Source organism: Thalassobacillus devorans, from assembly GCF_011761345.1.
GTDB classification, from domain to species: Bacteria; Bacillota; Bacilli; order Bacillales; family Halobacillaceae; genus Thalassobacillus; species Thalassobacillus devorans.
This window is the reverse complement of record NZ_JAASRY010000008.1, coordinates 60,359-75,631: the sequence shown is the minus strand read 5'-3', so window position 1 is coordinate 75,631 and position 15,273 is coordinate 60,359. Positions and strand designations below refer to the sequence as shown.

Annotated in this window: 14 protein-coding genes, 17 tRNA genes and 2 rRNA genes; 27 read left to right on the top strand and 6 right to left on the bottom strand. The window is 43.4% G+C overall.

Annotated features, from left to right (window positions below):
- The 18 genes from FHS45_RS18975 to FHS45_RS18890 all read left to right on the top strand — a co-directional run.
- Positions 1-97: ribosomal RNA gene (locus FHS45_RS18975) — 23S ribosomal RNA — on the top strand; the annotation flags it as partial.
- A 250-nt stretch (positions 98-347) separates the two neighbouring features.
- Positions 348-461 (top strand): 5S ribosomal RNA (gene rrf, locus FHS45_RS18970).
- A 76-nt stretch (positions 462-537) separates the two neighbouring features.
- Positions 538-612 (top strand) — tRNA-Asn (locus FHS45_RS18965).
- 1 nt (position 613) lies between these two features.
- Positions 614-706: transfer RNA gene (locus FHS45_RS18960), tRNA-Ser, on the top strand.
- A 9-nt stretch (positions 707-715) separates the two neighbouring features.
- Positions 716-790 (top strand) — tRNA-Glu (locus tag FHS45_RS18955).
- Positions 791-798: 8 nt separating this feature from the next.
- Positions 799-874, top strand: a tRNA-Val gene (locus tag FHS45_RS18950).
- A gap of 84 nt (positions 875-958) precedes the next feature.
- Positions 959-1,035, top strand: a tRNA-Met gene (locus tag FHS45_RS18945).
- Between the two features lie 159 nt (positions 1,036-1,194).
- Positions 1,195-1,271, top strand: a tRNA-Asp gene (locus tag FHS45_RS18940).
- A 43-nt stretch (positions 1,272-1,314) separates the two neighbouring features.
- Positions 1,315-1,390: transfer RNA gene (locus FHS45_RS18935), tRNA-Phe, on the top strand.
- Positions 1,391-1,403: 13 nt separating this feature from the next.
- Positions 1,404-1,479 (top strand) — tRNA-Thr (locus FHS45_RS18930).
- A 153-nt stretch (positions 1,480-1,632) separates the two neighbouring features.
- Positions 1,633-1,718 (top strand) — tRNA-Tyr (locus FHS45_RS18925).
- A 5-nt stretch (positions 1,719-1,723) separates the two neighbouring features.
- A tRNA-Trp gene (locus tag FHS45_RS18920) sits at positions 1,724-1,797 on the top strand.
- Between the two features lie 5 nt (positions 1,798-1,802).
- Positions 1,803-1,878, top strand: a tRNA-His gene (locus FHS45_RS18915).
- A gap of 16 nt (positions 1,879-1,894) precedes the next feature.
- Positions 1,895-1,969 (top strand) — tRNA-Gln (locus tag FHS45_RS18910).
- Between the two features lie 8 nt (positions 1,970-1,977).
- A tRNA-Gly gene (locus FHS45_RS18905) sits at positions 1,978-2,052 on the top strand.
- A gap of 18 nt (positions 2,053-2,070) precedes the next feature.
- A tRNA-Cys gene (locus FHS45_RS18900) sits at positions 2,071-2,144 on the top strand.
- Positions 2,145-2,154: 10 nt separating this feature from the next.
- Positions 2,155-2,236 (top strand) — tRNA-Leu (locus FHS45_RS18895).
- 104 nt (positions 2,237-2,340) lie between these two features.
- A tRNA-Leu gene (locus tag FHS45_RS18890) sits at positions 2,341-2,422 on the top strand.
- A 56-nt stretch (positions 2,423-2,478) separates the two neighbouring features.
- On the opposite strand, the gene FHS45_RS18885 is transcribed toward FHS45_RS18890, so the two are convergent.
- Genes FHS45_RS18885 through FHS45_RS18870 form a run of 4 tightly spaced genes read right to left on the bottom strand, consistent with a single transcriptional unit; the run spans position 2,479 to position 5,685 of the window.
- A complete protein-coding gene (locus tag FHS45_RS18885; protein ID WP_062443817.1) occupies positions 2,479-3,045 on the bottom strand; it encodes a hypothetical protein in 567 nt (188 codons plus the stop codon).
- A 12-nt stretch (positions 3,046-3,057) separates the two neighbouring features.
- Positions 3,058-4,494, bottom strand: a complete 1,437-nt coding sequence (locus FHS45_RS18880) for a sodium:solute symporter family protein (protein WP_062443821.1) — start codon at positions 4,492-4,494, stop codon at positions 3,058-3,060.
- A 15-nt stretch (positions 4,495-4,509) separates the two neighbouring features.
- Positions 4,510-4,734 (bottom strand): hypothetical protein, encoded by a 225-nt coding sequence (locus FHS45_RS18875; RefSeq protein ID WP_062443824.1) that lies wholly within the window; start codon positions 4,732-4,734, stop codon positions 4,510-4,512.
- 15 nt (positions 4,735-4,749) lie between these two features.
- Positions 4,750-5,685, bottom strand: coding sequence for an ornithine cyclodeaminase family protein (locus tag FHS45_RS18870; RefSeq protein ID WP_062443827.1), 936 nt, complete (start codon positions 5,683-5,685; stop codon positions 4,750-4,752).
- 191 nt (positions 5,686-5,876) lie between these two features.
- On the opposite strand from FHS45_RS18870, the gene FHS45_RS18865 reads away from it, so the two are divergent.
- The 9 genes from FHS45_RS18865 to FHS45_RS18825 all read left to right on the top strand — a co-directional run bounded on the left by FHS45_RS18865 (position 5,877) and on the right by FHS45_RS18825 (position 13,354).
- The gene (locus FHS45_RS18865) at positions 5,877-6,248 is read left to right on the top strand and encodes a YidH family protein (RefSeq protein ID WP_062443830.1); all 372 of its coding nucleotides are present in this window, start codon (positions 5,877-5,879) and stop codon (positions 6,246-6,248) included.
- A gap of 147 nt (positions 6,249-6,395) precedes the next feature.
- Entirely contained in the window at positions 6,396-7,085 is a 690-nt protein-coding gene (locus FHS45_RS18860) for a Crp/Fnr family transcriptional regulator (protein WP_062443833.1), read from the top strand.
- Positions 7,086-7,561: 476 nt separating this feature from the next.
- Positions 7,562-7,632: transfer RNA gene (locus FHS45_RS18855), tRNA-Gly, on the top strand.
- Positions 7,633-7,740: 108 nt separating this feature from the next.
- Positions 7,741-9,504, top strand: coding sequence for an ABC-ATPase domain-containing protein (locus FHS45_RS18850; protein ID WP_243847207.1), 1,764 nt, complete (start codon positions 7,741-7,743; stop codon positions 9,502-9,504).
- A gap of 22 nt (positions 9,505-9,526) precedes the next feature.
- Positions 9,527-10,660: a tRNA epoxyqueuosine(34) reductase QueG gene (gene queG, locus FHS45_RS18845; protein WP_062443845.1), complete on the top strand. Its 1,134-nt coding sequence runs from the start codon at positions 9,527-9,529 to the stop codon at positions 10,658-10,660.
- Positions 10,661-10,734: 74 nt separating this feature from the next.
- Positions 10,735-11,271: a methylated-DNA--[protein]-cysteine S-methyltransferase gene (locus tag FHS45_RS18840; protein ID WP_062443848.1), complete on the top strand. Its 537-nt coding sequence runs from the start codon at positions 10,735-10,737 to the stop codon at positions 11,269-11,271.
- A 117-nt stretch (positions 11,272-11,388) separates the two neighbouring features.
- The gene (locus tag FHS45_RS18835) at positions 11,389-12,255 is read left to right on the top strand and encodes an amidase domain-containing protein (protein ID WP_062443851.1); all 867 of its coding nucleotides are present in this window, start codon (positions 11,389-11,391) and stop codon (positions 12,253-12,255) included.
- 45 nt (positions 12,256-12,300) lie between these two features.
- Positions 12,301-12,774, top strand: coding sequence for a tRNA (uridine(34)/cytosine(34)/5-carboxymethylaminomethyluridine(34)-2'-O)-methyltransferase TrmL (gene trmL / locus FHS45_RS18830; RefSeq protein WP_062443854.1), 474 nt, complete (start codon positions 12,301-12,303; stop codon positions 12,772-12,774).
- 346 nt (positions 12,775-13,120) lie between these two features.
- Complete coding sequence (locus FHS45_RS18825) at positions 13,121-13,354, top strand: hypothetical protein (RefSeq protein WP_371872057.1); 234 nt, start codon at positions 13,121-13,123, stop codon at positions 13,352-13,354.
- A 42-nt stretch (positions 13,355-13,396) separates the two neighbouring features.
- Here FHS45_RS18825 and lipA read toward each other — a convergent pair whose 3' ends face one another.
- Both lipA and FHS45_RS18815 read right to left on the bottom strand, forming a co-directional pair.
- Positions 13,397-14,341 carry a lipoyl synthase gene (lipA, locus tag FHS45_RS18820; protein ID WP_062443857.1) on the bottom strand — a complete coding sequence of 315 codons (945 nt, stop codon included), beginning with the start codon at positions 14,339-14,341 and terminating at the stop codon, positions 13,397-13,399.
- Between the two features lie 28 nt (positions 14,342-14,369).
- Entirely contained in the window at positions 14,370-15,191 is an 822-nt protein-coding gene (locus FHS45_RS18815; protein WP_148350067.1) for a lipoate--protein ligase family protein, read from the bottom strand.
- Positions 15,192-15,273: the final 82 nt, after the last annotated feature.

Sequence of the window (15,273 nt, the reverse complement as noted above, 5' to 3'; positions counted from 1 at the left end):
GTAAGATCCCTCAGAGACGATGAGGTAGATAGGTCCGAGGTGGAAGCGTGGTGACACGTGGAGCTGACGGATACTAATCGATCGAGGACTTAACTAACGTATAAAGCGGAGACGACCGTTAAGGTCCGACTGGCTAAGCAATCCTGCGAAAGGGCGTATGCGCCCGGCAGAAGGATTACTTAGAACAGCGAGGACCTGGGAGTCGGAGCTGGATTAAATTCGTGAATGACGTACGTCGTTGAATGTTGCTTATCTAGTTTTGAGGGTTTACATATTTTTTATAAAAACCCTTGAAATTTTGGTCAAAGGTGCATATAATATACCTTGTCCTTAAAAAAAGAAAAAGGTTTGGTGGCGATAGCGGAGAGGTCACACCTGTTCCCATGCCGAACACAGCAGTTAAGCTCTCCAGCGCCGATGGTAGTCGGGTTTATCCCCGTGAGAGTAGGACGCCGCCAAGCCTGTCATCTTTTTTCTAAAGTTATTCCACAGCATAGAAATTTGATTTTAGCCCAATGATATAATGAGTATAATTATTCCACCGTAGCTCAGTGGTAGAGCAATCGGCTGTTAACCGATCGGTCGTAGGTTCGAATCCTACCGGTGGAGCCATGGAGAGCTGTCCGAGTTGGCCGAAGGAGCACGATTGGAATTCGTGTAGACCGTTACCGCGGTCTCGAGGGTTCGAATCCCTCGCTCTCCGCCATAACATATTGGCCCGTTGGTCAAGTGGTTAAGACACCGCCCTTTCACGGCGGTAACACGGGTTCGAATCCCGTACGGGTCACCACTTACATAGGAGGATTAGCTCAGCTGGGAGAGCACTTGCCTTACAAGCAAGGGGTCGCAGGTTCGAACCCTGCATCCTCCACCATATCATTCACATTTTCAGGTGAATATCGTAAGATATAATATCTTATATTTTCGTAAGTGCTATAAACTAATGCATTTACACTATCGCGGGGTGGAGCAGTCTGGTAGCTCGTCGGGCTCATAACCCGAAGGTCGCAAGTTCAAATCTTGCCCCCGCAACCAAATTATTTTCACTAACATCGTCGATTTAACATCTTTGCTAGTGAAAAATAGTAGTACTATAAAGTGCAACCAATTTTTTCAACTTTCTACGTCGAATAAACTTCTTAGCTAGTTGAAAATCGTGTGCTGTAAGTGCAACCAAATTTTTCAACTTTTTATGGTCCGGTAGTTCAGTTGGTTAGAATGCCTGCCTGTCACGCAGGAGGTCGCGGGTTCGAGTCCCGTCCGGACCGCCACTATCACATTTACATAGTTTCATTAATTTCTAATACTTATGTCGGCTTGGTAGCTCAGTCGGTAGAGCAACGGACTGAAAATCCGTGTGTCGGCGGTTCGATTCCGTCCCAAGCCACCATTATTTCTGATTAGCCGGTCTAGCTCAATTGGTAGAGCAACTGACTTGTAATCAGTAGGTTGGGGGTTCAAGTCCTCTGGCCGGCACCATTGAATTGTTCCTTGACTACATTGAATAACCTTCTTTGATAAGGAACGATAGTAGTGCTGCAAAGTACACCATTGAATGTTTTCCTACAACGTCGAATAGACTTCTTGTTGAAAAGCGTAAGTAGTGAAAAGTGCAGCAGTTTTCAACTATATGGAGGGATAGCGAAGTTGGCCAAACGCGGCGGACTGTAAATCCGCTCCCATCGGGTTCGTAGGTTCGAGTCCTACTCCCTCCACCATATATAGGGGTATAGTTTAATGGTAAAACGAAGGTCTCCAAAACCTTTGATGTGGGTTCGATTCCTACTACCCCTGCCATTATGGCGGCCGTGGCGAAGGGGTTAACGCACCGGATTGTGGCTCCGGCACTCGTGGGTTCGATTCCCATCGGTCGCCCCATTATTTCAATCTTTATTGGCCCATAGCCAAGCGGTAAGGCAGCGGATTTTGATTCCGTCATGCGCTGGTTCGAATCCAGCTGGGCCAGCCATTTAAATTGCGAGAGTAGTTCAGTGGTAGAACACCACCTTGCCAAGGTGGGGGTCGCGGGTTCGAATCCCGTCTCTCGCTCCATTTATTTATATATCACAAGGCGGCATAGCCAAGTGGTAAGGCAGAGGTCTGCAAAACCTTTATCACCGGTTCAAATCCGGTTGCCGCCTCCATAAAGAATATGCCGGTGTGGCGGAATTGGCAGACGCGCACGACTCAAAATCGTGTTCCTTCGGGAGTGCCGGTTCGACCCCGGCCACCGGTACTGCTTAACAATTTATTTGTTAGAGAATTGACTTCTTTCATTTTTGAAAGAGTCTTTTTTCTTATTGTCATACGATTTAGAGGCGTTGTACTATTTAATACTTTGCGGATGTGGCGGAACTGGCAGACGCGCACGACTCAAAATCGTTTTCCTTGAGGAGTGTCGGTTCGCCCCCGACCACCGGTATTCAAAGATAAATATATACAAAAAGTGCTTGCTGCCATGCAAGCACTTTTTGTATATTACAATTTCCACTCGTTTGACTTCCAAAGCTTCATCAACAAATCCTCTGACTCTCCAGTGTTTCCATTTAAAACGAAAGTTTTGCTGAAGAAAGCAGTTTCGACTTCTACTAGCCATAACGGCAAGTAAACCATTTCTATTTCTTTAATTTCATATCCCGGTTTCTTTAGTACATACTTTCGATTGATCTGTTTTTCTTGTACATCAACTATATACTTTCCTAGTAACTCTTGTTTTGTTATCGACGCTTTCTTCACTCTTGTTGAAGTCTCTTCTTTTTGGGTAATGGGCGGAACGTTAGGAAATAGCCCCCGGTAGCCTGAAACAGCATCTACAAACAACATGTTTGGTCGCTTGCGTGGTGGAAAGGGTTTTCTGTCTGCAATTTCAAGCATTTTAACGATCCACATCGGATGATAGACTTTTTCCTTTTTTACAATCCCTTTTTCTATAAGTTCTTTGTTCAATTGTCTGTTTAATTTTAAAGATGGTTTTAAATTTTTATACATATAGCCTGGAAGTTCATGACTTTCCAGTGTGTCTTCTCCTAATACGTTCACATTCATTATGTCACCTACTTAAGCGTCAATGTTGGTATGATAACGATCAACTTGCAATTGTATTTCTTCGGATGGTGGTTCTGTCATTAAACTTACCACGATGGTGAGAATAGCAGAGATAGGTGCAGACACCAAATGTTCCGAAACTAATGCGAACGGCAATAATGCCATGATGATGAATGCTACTGTTCCTCCAATCATTCCCGCCAAAGCTCCTGCTGTATTGGTACGCTTCCACCAAAGTCCCAACACAAGTGGAAAACCAAATGCGGAAAGCATGGCCCCACTTACCCAGCCTACCATAACAGCAATCAGTTGAGGCGGATCGATAGCGAAAATGATACCGACTACACTGGCTAAAATCATAACGACAAGCCCTAAACGAGTGACTGTTTTTTCAGAAGCTTGTTTATTGATATGTTCTTTATAGATATCATGGGCAATACCTGCAGAAACTGCCAGCAGCATTGCGTCTGCAGAAGACATAATTGCCGCCAGTAAGCCTGCAAGCATGACTCCGGCTAATAATGCAGGCATATAATGCTCAATCACTGAAATGAAAATCATATCCTGGTTGTCCAAGGATTCTGCAATTCCCAGGCTTGCACCAGCGGAGGCGATCACGAATCCGAATAGAAATACCGTTACATAAAGAAAACAGGCACCTAAGGCAGAACGACGGGCAGTTCTAGCATCACGTGCTGCAAAGTTCCTCATTACGGCAGAAGGCGATACCACTCCAAACCATAAGAAGGCTACAAATAGTCCGAAATAAGACATCCACGGCTGGGTGATCGATCCAAATTGAGGATCAACTGCTAAAGCATCCTGGATAAGGGAACCGACACCACCATGATCCATTAGGATAATGACTGCCAGAATGAACATTCCTATGACCATGACAGCACCCTGAAGCAAGTCTGTGTATGTAATCGCCCACATACCTCCAAGCGCGGCATAAAGGGTGAACCCTAACCCCAGGATGATGACCGCTGTTACATAGTCGATACCTAAGACATAAGAACCAATCAGTCCTGAGGCTGTTAACTGCGGGATCATATAGAAGGTCATACTCAATACGACCAGAATAGCTGAAACTATTTGAACAGATTTTCCGTATCGGCTCTTAAAAAACTCAGGCAATGTTTTTACCCCTGTTCTCCTTATCTGACCGGAAATTAAAAACATAGCGAACGAGGGGATCGCTACCGCTCCAAACCCATAGGCTAATAAGAAGGGAACACCTAAAGCGACACCGGAACCAACCGCTCCCATTAAGGAGCTCGAACTTGCTACGGCTGCAAAAAAGGCGAATGATCCAACAAAACTGTTAATTTGGCCCCCGGCAGTCCAGTAATCTCCTTCGGAAGAGTGAGCCCGTTTTGCGAACCATATTCCAATGAAGGTCATGATAATTAAATAAATAGCTAAAATGATTGCTTCCATTACTTGCATGCTTTCTCACTCCCTTTATTCTATTTCTTCTTTTTCTATTTTTTCCATCCATATGACATAAGCTACGGTCAGGACTAACCAGATGAAGAAGCAGACAAACATAGCCCACCCAGCCAATGATATACCGCCAATAAAGGTATCCGTTGGCCACCAGACCCATACGAATAAGGACACGAGTGACAGAATAATTACCATTACGATACCAGGGTCTTTCCACTTTTTCCTTGTCAGTTGTTTCATTTCTCTATCTCCTTCCTATTTGTAATAGGTTTCATAAATTGCTTTAACTGCTACTAAATCAAAAATAGAGGCACCGACAGATTTGAACACAATTGATTTGTTATGGACGTCAACTGGGCGGTGATTTTCTTGGATGATTTTTTCGAGGTCCCAGGCGTTATCCAAATTAGTACGAAGATCTTTCGCTTGGATCATATCTCCAGATTCATGTAATGCACTAGCGGCATCCACATAAATTTCATCGGCCTCGCTCAACACTTGATCTGAGATTTCCTGCATGTCAGGACGAAATGATCCTACCCCGACAATTAGTTTCCCTTTCCATTGGGAGGGTTCAAGTTCAGGCAAAACTGGTTGTGTGGAAGTAGTTGTTGTAACGATAATATCTGATTTTTTTACGAGATCCTCTACGGATGTAACATGAAAGGTGACCGATGGAAATGCAGCCTCTGCCCGCTTTTTAAAATCATGTGCCTTTTTTTCAGTACGGTTGAAGATATATACATTTTCAATCTCACGAGTAGCAAGTCCTGATTGCAGGTGACTCCATCCTTGTGTGCCTGTGCCGATAATCCCCAGCGTTTTTGCATCTTCTTTCGCTAAGTACTTCATGCCTAAGCCGCCAAGAGCTCCGGTACGCAAGGAAGTGATGGCGATAGCATCACATAAAAATAATGGTTCCATCGTTTCACGGTTATAAAGGATCATTAATCCATGAATAGTGTCTTTATTTAGCCCGGTGTTTGATGGAGCAACTCCTACTAATTTAGTTGCATAGTAATTGTCATAAAATGCTGGCATGAGGAGAGCAGTATTATTCCCATCTTCGATATGCATACGATCTGGAGATATGTAGCCTTCTTGTTTCTCTTTGTAGAAGCTTTCAATTGCTTCCATTGTTTCTTTCATGGAAAATTTCCCCTTGATTTCTTCTGCTGTAATTACTTCCATTTGCCATTCTCCTTTCTGTATACTTTAAGATATTAACAAAGTTTTCTGAAAAGTTAAACCGATTACATATCAGGGAATGTATATCCACTGTACCACGATTTTAGGCATTAGCTTTTTAAAGTTCTTAATCGTATGATTAATACAGAGTGACACAACTTAAATAACTAGTAAGAAAATGAGAGAGTGATGGTATGAAAAAAGAAGAGAAAAATCAATTGAAATACGCCCAGCAGCACCTTGCAAATGAGCGTACCTACCTGGCATGGGTTCGTACTGTCATCGCTATTGTAGGGATTGGCTTTTTAAATACAAGTCTGCATTTTACAATCGGCGTACAGCGAAACAGTGCCATCGATATGATCAGCCTGTCCTTAGGTGTGTTTGCAGTCTTGTTAGGTTTCATTATTATCGTTTTAGCAACTGTCGCTTATTTCAATAAAAAGAAACAGATCATGAATGATGAAAGCTTCACTCCATCCAATACATCTGTTTCATTAGTCTCTGCATTGATGATTATTATCTTAATATTTATCCTGGCGTACTTCTTATACTTAGAAAGCTAAGTAAGGACACTGTGGCTATTTCGGTGTCTTTTTTCTTTTAAGTCAACTTTTAATTATTGTGATAGTGAAAACGTGATAAATATCACAGCCTCCTTAAGTTTTCTCCTATATTCTATTAGTATATTCACCATATAGGGGGTAGGCACAATGAAGCCTTTACTCAATAGATTAGAAGAAAATGAAAGGGAACTGCTTCTTGCGAACTCCAGGGAAGTCTCTGTTAAGCGAGGGGAGATTATTTTTGAAGAAGGATCCGTAGCTTCCGACCTCTATTTTATTATGGATGGGACCATCCGTGTTCATAAACAAATGAAAAAAAATAAAGAAGTGACTGTGTTTCTACGGAAAGCTGATGATGCATTTGGGGAGATCGGGATTTTTTCCAGTGAATTTTATTCCTGTTCTGCTGTGGCATTAACGGATGCTTCCTTGCTTTATATTTCTAAAAGCGACATGGAAACGTTAATGGCTCAAAATGGTCGTCTTGCATTGCAGATTACCAAATGGCTCGCCGAGTCACTAGAAGCCAGCCAAGCAAAACTGCGGGATTATCTGGTCTTCGGTTCGGAAGGGGCGGTTGCTTCAATTTTCATCCGATTAAGTAATATGTATGGGAAAGAGACCGACAGGGGGATAGAAATTACTGAACCTGTGGTTGTCCAGGATGTGGCTAAATACGTAGGGATTACTAGAGAAACGGCCAGCAGGGTAATAAGCAAATGGAAGGACCAGGGGCTCATTGAAAATGAAGCTAAAAAATTTCTTATCTGTGATATCGAGTACTTTCGTTCTTTGTTGATGTGCGATCTATGTGGAGTGCGAAACTGTACGTTATAAAAAGAGGTGTTAAGCCTCTTTTTAGTTTGTAATCAGTTTTTTGATATATCGCCGGCTAATATTTTTTTTAGCAAATTTTCGACAAAAAATTCATAAATTCCATTGCAGCACTTTATTACGCTTGTTATAATGAAAAATGTAATTTTGAAAAGGGGAGTCATCATGCGGGTGTAGTTTAGTGGTAAAACCTCAGCCACGAGCAAAGCATCCACCGAATAAGCTGCGAGTTGTCTCGACGGATCTTGCTTCCAAGAATAAGCTTGCAGAGGAAGAGACATGATGGTTCGTGAACAGTCCAGAAGCAACAGATTTATTAACGTGCGTGTGTAGTTTAGTGGTAAAACCTCAGCCACGAGCAAAGCATCCACCGAGTAAGCTGCGAGTTGTCTCGACGGATCTTGCTTCCAAGAATAAGCTTGCAGAGGAAGAGACATGATGGTTCGTGAACAGTCCAGAAGCAACAGATTTATTAACGTGCGGGTGTAGTTTAGTGGTAAAACCTCAGCCTTCCAAGCTGATGTCGTGGGTTCGATTCCCATCACCCGCTCTTATTGCCGCATAGTTCCGGCAATTGATTTATTACCCCAATCAAGTTAACCAACGCAGTGTTTCGTTCTATGTGACAACGAAGCATTGCGTTTTTTATGTTGGAAAAATGGCTAGGCTAAATGGTAGATTGATTCGATTAAATGGATTGGAGAGGTTCATTTTGAATAAACTTCAACAGCAATTACGGCAAATAGATGGTAAAAGTTATAAAGGATATAAACAATTACAGGGCAGTTATCAATTCGAGCGTTATAAACTTTGGATTGATTACGTTCAGGGAGATCCGTTTGCGGCTCCTTCAAAAATCCGGATACAAATCCCTTATAAGGAGCGTCCGATTAAACAAGAATGGCGGAAAGATAGGAATCGCCGCATTTATGCAGAGGATACGATAACAAGAAAAGTTGCCAAGGCTTTACTGAAGCTAAGCGCTAATGTGAAAGGTTCAGGTAAGAGTGGACTAGTAGCAATCGACCGGCCAGGGCAGGAAATTCTGGAACGGACTTCTGTGGAATTGAATGAAAATCATATGATTATCTGCCTGTCCATCGGTCTACCTGCGAATGGCAGAAGAATCAATGGAAAGCAAGCAGAGAAATTATTTTTTCAAGTGCTGCCACAACTGATGGATCACTCCGTTTTCAGCATAAAAGATCAGGAGATTGAAGATGTAGTCAGGCTTGCCGATCAGCACGAGGCTATTCGAAACAAAATGGAAGCGAATGATTGGATTGCCTTCGTAGCGGATGGAGCTGTGCTTCCGCGAAAAAGTGGGGTCAGTGACCGTCCGATGGAAGAGGCTGTTTCATTTCAAAGTCCGGAGCAAGACCGTGTGTCAATCAACTTGCCACATCGCAATGAGCCGTTGACAGGCATGGCTTTGAAGAAAGGAATCACCTTGATTGTCGGGGGAGGATACCATGGTAAAAGTACCCTATTGAATGCGATTGAACGTGGGGTGTATCCTCATATTAAAGGGGATGGGAGAGAATATGTTCTGACTGACCCGGCTGCTGTTAAAGTCCGGGCAGAAGATGGGCGCAGAGTTTCTACGGTAAATATTTCACCCTTCATCAAAAACCTTCCTCATGGGACGGACACAACAGGATTTTCAACAGATAATGCCAGCGGGAGTACATCGCAGGCTGCGAATGTGGTGGAGGCATTAGAGGCAGGAGCTTCTACCCTGTTGATAGATGAAGATACAAGTGCGACGAACTTCATGATTAGGGACGAAAGAATGCAACAGCTTGTCGTGAAGGAAAAAGAACCGATCACCCCCTTCATTGATAAAATCAAGCAGCTTCGTGATGAACTTGCCGTATCTACTATTCTTGTCATGGGTGGTTCTGGTGACTATTTTGATGCTGCGGATCAGGTGATTATGATGGATCAGTATCTGCCGTATAATGTAACCATAAAGGCAAAAGAAATTGCCGATCGTCACCCCCAACAGCGGATAGCAGACAAAGACATTAATTTTGGAGCGGTAACAAAACGCAGGTTTTTACCTGGCAGTCTGCAGACACAAAAAGGGAGAAAATCAAAAGTGCAATCGAAGAGCAAATCAATGATTCTAAAAGGAAATACCGAGATTTCTCTCCATTATGTCGAGCAGCTGGTAGATCAATCCCAAACGAGGATGATTGCGGATATGCTGCTTCACCTTGATAAAAAGGGCTGGCTGGAAAAAGAATGGTCATTAAAAGAACTACTAGATGCCGTCGAGGATCAGTTGGATGAAAAAGGGCTGTCTTCTTTTGCTCCATTCCAAGACCAGCATCCAGGAGAGCTTGCTAGGCCGCGGCGATTTGAAATTGCAGCAACTTTAAACCGGATGCGGACAGCAAAGGTGAAACCTTTATCATAATAAACGAGAAAGGAGGGATAGGATGGATTATCGAAAATTAAAAGATGAAGTCATCGCTTATAGTAAGGAAATCGGAATCGATAAGATTGGATTTGCTTCTGTAGATGTGTTCGGTGAATTGAAAGCACGCCTCAAGCGACAGGAAGAGCTTTCTTATCAGTCAGGATTTGAAAAGGGAAGTATCGAGGAACGTACCGAACCGGCACAACTATTACCAGAAGCTCAATCGATCATTTCGATTGCCTTAGCTTATCCCTCTAAAATGAAAGATGCACCCAAAAGTAAAAAGGGTGACCGGCGGGGGATCTTCTGTCGGGCTTCGTGGGGAAAAGATTATCACGATGTTCTGCGGGATCGCCTGCAAAAGCTGGCTGAGTTTTTAACAGAGAGATTTCCGGAAGTCAGCATCAAATCGATGGTAGACACAGGTGAGCTTGCCGATCGCGCCGTAGCAGAACGCGCTGGAATTGGATTCAGTGGCAAAAACTGCGCTATCATCACCCCGGAGTTTGGTTCCTATGTCTATCTCGGGGAAATGATTACAAATATTCCATTTGAACCGGATGAACCTGTCGAGGATAGTTGCGGCGACTGCAATATCTGTGTAGATGCTTGTCCGACTGGAGCCCTTGTCCAGGGCGGACAACTTGATGCCAATAAGTGCATCGCATTTTTGACGCAGACAAAAGGATTTCTCGCGGATGAATACCGTGTGAAGATTGGCAACCGTTTATATGGTTGCGACACATGTCAGACAGTTTGTCCGAAAAATAAAAAGAAAGATTTTCACCTGCATGAGGAATTTGAACCGGATCCAGAAGTGACCAAGCCGAGGCTGAAGCCATTGCTTTCGATATCGAACAGGGAGTTCAAGGAGCAGTTCGGTCCGATTGCCGGGTCATGGCGTGGCAAGAAGCCGATTCAGCGAAATGCTATTCTTGCATTAGGACACTACAAAGATGAAACGGCAGTAGACGATTTGATTCGGTTAATGAAAGAGGACCCACGTCCGGTCATTCGTGGAACGGCTGCCTGGTCCCTGGGGAAAATCGGCTCCCCTGGAGTATTCGAGGCAATTGAAGCGGCAATGGAAAAGGAAACAGATGAGCAAGTTAAATTTGAAATGGAAAAAGGGCTTGGGTTTCAGCTGAATTAACAGAAAACTCCTTCCCATCTTTGCATTTCTCTAGTATAATAAAACAAACTTTTTAAAAAAGAAGGGGGTTGTTTATGACTAAACGTTCCTTTCTTTATTATGATGAATTGGAAACTCCACTAGGTACGATGACATTAGTCGCTGACAAAGACGGTGTCTGTCGGATCGATTATGGAAGCTATCAGGAATTAGCAACACATCATAATAATTGGGCGAGACAGTACTACCTTTGTCCGAAGTTTGTTCAGGATGGTGAGTTGTTAGAAGCGGCCATTAAGGAGTTCCAAGAGTATTTCCAGGGAACCAGACATCATTTCTCCTTTGATCACCAAATGTATGGTACCCCTTTTCAACAAAAGGTGTGGAAGGCGTTATCTACGGAAATCCCTTATGGCGAAACACGATCGTATAAAGATATTGCAAAAGCGATTCAGGCTCCGAAAGCAATTCGGGCTGTAGGTGGAGCGATCAACCGCAATCCATTATCCATCAGTATTCCTTGTCATCGTGTCATTGGATCAAATGGTAAATTAGTAGGCTATAACGGTGGCCTAGAGAAGAAAAGAAAATTATTGGAGTTGGAAATGCCGCAAATGCTTTTCAACTTTTAACTGCAAAGTCGTGCGTTGGACCCGTCCAACCACGACTTTTTTTGTAGATCTGCCATAACAGGTTTTTCTAATGAATTCTGATTCCTTTCATAAACTGATAGGGGAGGGATCTGGGGAATGGAAAACGGAAAAATGTTGACGGAATACTGGAACGGGGTTTTGACGAATGAAAGAGATATGGAAACCGTCCCTTGGCTGAAACGAAAGTGGGAGCTTCACAGGGACAGGGGCTATCGCATTGTCCGTGTAACCGGGGAAGTAACCCCCTATCAAAAACTGGAGGATTCAGACAGGAACACGGATGTACGGTATTTGTTGAAAACAAATTTTGTACTCAAAAAGAAAGAAGATTTTTATGTAGAAGAGTCTGAGATGGACTGCCGGGCGCAGTTGAAAAATGGAGTAATCGACAGGCATGAATTTGAAGAAGAATTGTCAGCTCCGGTTGAAAGGGATAAAAAATATGAACCAATCCCAATGGATCAAGTCACGGAATTACGTTTCACCTATGATCGAAGGAGTGCTGTAAGGTATGCCGAACGCTGGTGGAATAGCTACAATCCCGAATACCGGAAGTTTACGGATGACTGTACCAACTTTATATCCCAATGCATGCGAGCAGGCGGTGCGCCGATGTGGGGGTCTCCTAATCGGGGAAAAGGATGGTGGTATTCTGGAAATTCATGGAGTTACAGTTGGGCAGTCGCTCACTCTTTTCGATGGTATTTAAGTGGGGCACGACAGGGACTGACGGGGAAAGAAATAGATTCACCGAAGGATCTGATACCTGGAGATGTCATCTGCTACGATTTTGAAGGGGACGGAAAGTGGAATCACAACACGATTGTCGTCATGAAAGACAGCGATGGCATGCCTTTGGTCAATGCCCATACCTATAATAGCAGGCATCGTTATTGGTCTTATGAAGACTCCACGGCCTATACGCCAAATATCGAATACAAGTTTTTCCGGATTGGTGATTGAATATGTTATAATAAGCGGGTCATTACGCAACTAGAGGTGAAGAACATGCCGATCCATGTCGTATTATATCAACCTGAAATACCCGCTAATACCGGAAATATTGCAAGAACCTGCATTGCTACCGATTCCAGCTTACACCTGATTCGCCCACTCGGGTTCTCGACTGATGATAAAATGCTGCGCCGTGCTGGACTTGATTATTGGCATGATGTTGACATTCATTATCATGATAGTCTCGATGATTTATATAAGAGTTACCCGGAGGGGGAATTCTATTATATTGAGAATTTCGGTACGAAGCATTATACCGATTATGATTTCAATCTCCCGGAAAAAGATTTATTTTTTGTATTCGGAAGGGAAACAAATGGTATACCGCTCGATTTACTGGAAGGAAAGGAAGACCGCTGCCTTCGTATCCATATGACGGATAAAGTCCGGTCACTTAATTTATCCAACACTGCTGCTATATTGATTTATGAAGCATTGCGACAACAGGGCTTTCCTGGGCTCAAGTGAATATATAACTTTATAAAAAACCCGCATCTTAGCTTTCGATGCGGGTTTTAACTTTCTTATGATTATTTTTGTGGGGTACCTGGCTTTTCGTCATATCCAGCTGAAAAGATGGATGTAAAGAATACAGCACATACTCCGATGATCAATGCTAATTTCATACAATGGCGCCTCCTTTATTCTGTACAAGTTCAACTATCACTTATTATAACTAAATTATCCAAAGATGTGAATTACTAATCGTGTAAAATATCAACGAATGGATTGATGCACGTTCGCCCATACATCTGGGTATGTCCCCACATACAGTGAACCATAGGTATTACTGTACAAATAGGGGGAGGAAAAAATGAACTTTGAGTATTTACCAGACACAATGGTGGAAATGGATGATGAGCGGCAGCGCCCGAGGCCAGGAAGACGTCCGCGAAGGCCTTACTACTACGGAGGAGGGTTTTATGGGGCGCCGTTTTTAGGTGGTGTATTAGGCGGATTGCTCGGAAGTGCCTTGTACCCTTACCCACCATATTATTATTACCCACCTTATTATCCACCATATTACTATCCACCTTATTATTATTAATAGTAGAACGAAAGCCATCCTGACTAAGGATGGCTTTTCTGATTAAAATTTCACGTTATCAAGTTTTTCACCCTGGGATTCATAACCCTGCATATACTTGATGCGTCGCTGGGCAGAGGTTTCATTTACCTGTTCATCCGCATGATAAGAAGAACGAACCATCGGGCCGGCTTCGCAGTGTCTGAAGCCTTTTTCCATGGCAATTTGTTTCAGCTCTTCAAACTCATCGGGATGATAATAACGCTCCACATTCAAGTGTTTTTTCGTTGGCTGCAAGTACTGGCCAATTGTCATGATATCAACATTGTGTGCCAGCAAATCATCCATCGCTTCAATGATCTCTTCTTTCGTTTCTCCAAGTCCGACCATGATGCTTGATTTTGTCGGGGTATTTGGAGCGATTTCTTTTACGCGCTTCAGAAGAGTGAGTGATTGGTCATACATAGCGCGAGCGCGAACACGCTTTGTCAGACGACGCACAGTTTCAATATTATGATTGAAGATGTCTGGTTTTCCGTCCATCAATGTATGCAGGCTTTCATAGTCACCCTTCATGTCGGAAGGAAGGATCTCCACTGTACAGCCTGGTACTCGGCGACGAATTGCTTTGACAGTCTCAGCAAAAACTGCTGCACCGCCATCTTTCAAGTCATCACGAGCAACGGCTGTAACTACAACGTGTTTAAGCCCCATGATTTCTACTGATTCTGCTACACGTTCCGGTTCACCCCAGTCGAGCTCATTAGGCAGCCCTGTTTTGACAGCGCAGAAGCGGCAGCCTCGTGTACACGTATCGCCAAGAATCATGAAGGTAGCAGTCTTTCGCTCACTCCAGCATTCGTGAATGTTAGGGCAGCGTGCCTCCTCGCAAACCGTATTGAGTTTTTTATCGCGCATTAGCTTTTTTAAACGGTTATACGATTTGTTCGTGTTGATTTTGATTTTCAGCCATTCCGGTTTCCGTATGTACTCTTCTTTTTTAGCCATGCTAGTGTACACTCCTTTTATAATAATCTTATCGGATATAATTCCATTCATCACTACGATAACGTTTTTCTGCTAATTGCTCCACTGCTTCTAATTGTTCGGCAGTCAATTGATAAGGCTCCAGTTTGATTTCTAGCCCTTTCTCAAATCCTTGTCTGAATGCTTCTTTTGTCTGATCGAATGTGACAGGGGATGGAATGATATCATTGATAGCTACCGCTTTATCCCCAAACGCTTTACGCGCACGTTCCTTCACACGTTCATTCGGGTAAATGAACATATCGAATAATTTGCCATCATCAACTTCAATTGGAATCGATCCATGCTGCAGGATAACGCCTTTTTTCCGGGTCTGGGCGCTGCCGGCTGCTTTTTTACCTTCTACAATTAACTCATACCAGGAGGGCTCTTCGAAGCAGACAGCAGAACCTGTCGTTTCCAACTTTCCTTCCGGGATGGCAAAATCAGCCTCGACGCCGAGGCTCCGGAATCCGTGCAACAGTCCTTTAGAGATCACAAGATAAGCTTCTTTGACAGATTTAGGCATATCCGGGTGCTCTTCTGATACAATAACACTATAGGTCAATTCCTGGTCATGAAGCACAGCACGGCCACCTGTCTGACGCCTGACTAACTCATAACCGTGGCGTTTGACGCCATCAAGATCTATTTTCCCTTTTACTTTTTGGAAGTAGCCAACCGAAAGGCCGGCAGGTTCCCAACCGTAAAAGCGCAATACTGGTGGGATTTTACCTTCACTATGCCAATCAAGCAGCAACTCATCCATTGCCATATTGAAGGCAGGAGTTGCATGGCCAGTGTCGACATAATACCAAGTCTCACTCATTATGATCCTCTTCTCTGTTAAAAGTTCGTACTTTAATTAAGTAAAATGCATAGATTAAGTTTAACAAGGCAGCTATTTATGTGTC

Bases quoted from the DNA above. Each gene is read 5' to 3' on its own strand.
- FHS45_RS18885 (WP_062443817.1), bottom strand. From the start codon at position 3,045: ATGAATGTGAACGTATTAGGAGAAGACACACTGGAAAGTCATGAACTT.
- FHS45_RS18880 (WP_062443821.1), bottom strand. From the start codon at position 4,494: ATGCAAGTAATGGAAGCAATCATTTTAGCTATTTATTTAATTATCATG.
- FHS45_RS18875 (WP_062443824.1), bottom strand. From the start codon at position 4,734: ATGAAACAACTGACAAGGAAAAAGTGGAAAGACCCTGGTATCGTAATG.
- FHS45_RS18870 (WP_062443827.1), bottom strand. From the start codon at position 5,685: ATGGAAGTAATTACAGCAGAAGAAATCAAGGGGAAATTTTCCATGAAA.
- FHS45_RS18865 (WP_062443830.1), top strand. From the start codon at position 5,877: ATGAAAAAAGAAGAGAAAAATCAATTGAAATACGCCCAGCAGCACCTT.
- FHS45_RS18860 (WP_062443833.1), top strand. From the start codon at position 6,396: ATGAAGCCTTTACTCAATAGATTAGAAGAAAATGAAAGGGAACTGCTT.
- FHS45_RS18850 (WP_243847207.1), top strand. From the start codon at position 7,741: ATGGCTAGGCTAAATGGTAGATTGATTCGATTAAATGGATTGGAGAGG.
- queG (WP_062443845.1), top strand. From the start codon at position 9,527: ATGGATTATCGAAAATTAAAAGATGAAGTCATCGCTTATAGTAAGGAA.
- FHS45_RS18840 (WP_062443848.1), top strand. From the start codon at position 10,735: ATGACTAAACGTTCCTTTCTTTATTATGATGAATTGGAAACTCCACTA.
- FHS45_RS18835 (WP_062443851.1), top strand. From the start codon at position 11,389: ATGGAAAACGGAAAAATGTTGACGGAATACTGGAACGGGGTTTTGACG.
- trmL (WP_062443854.1), top strand. From the start codon at position 12,301: ATGCCGATCCATGTCGTATTATATCAACCTGAAATACCCGCTAATACC.
- FHS45_RS18825 (WP_371872057.1), top strand. From the start codon at position 13,121: ATGAACTTTGAGTATTTACCAGACACAATGGTGGAAATGGATGATGAG.
- lipA (WP_062443857.1), bottom strand. From the start codon at position 14,341: ATGGCTAAAAAAGAAGAGTACATACGGAAACCGGAATGGCTGAAAATC.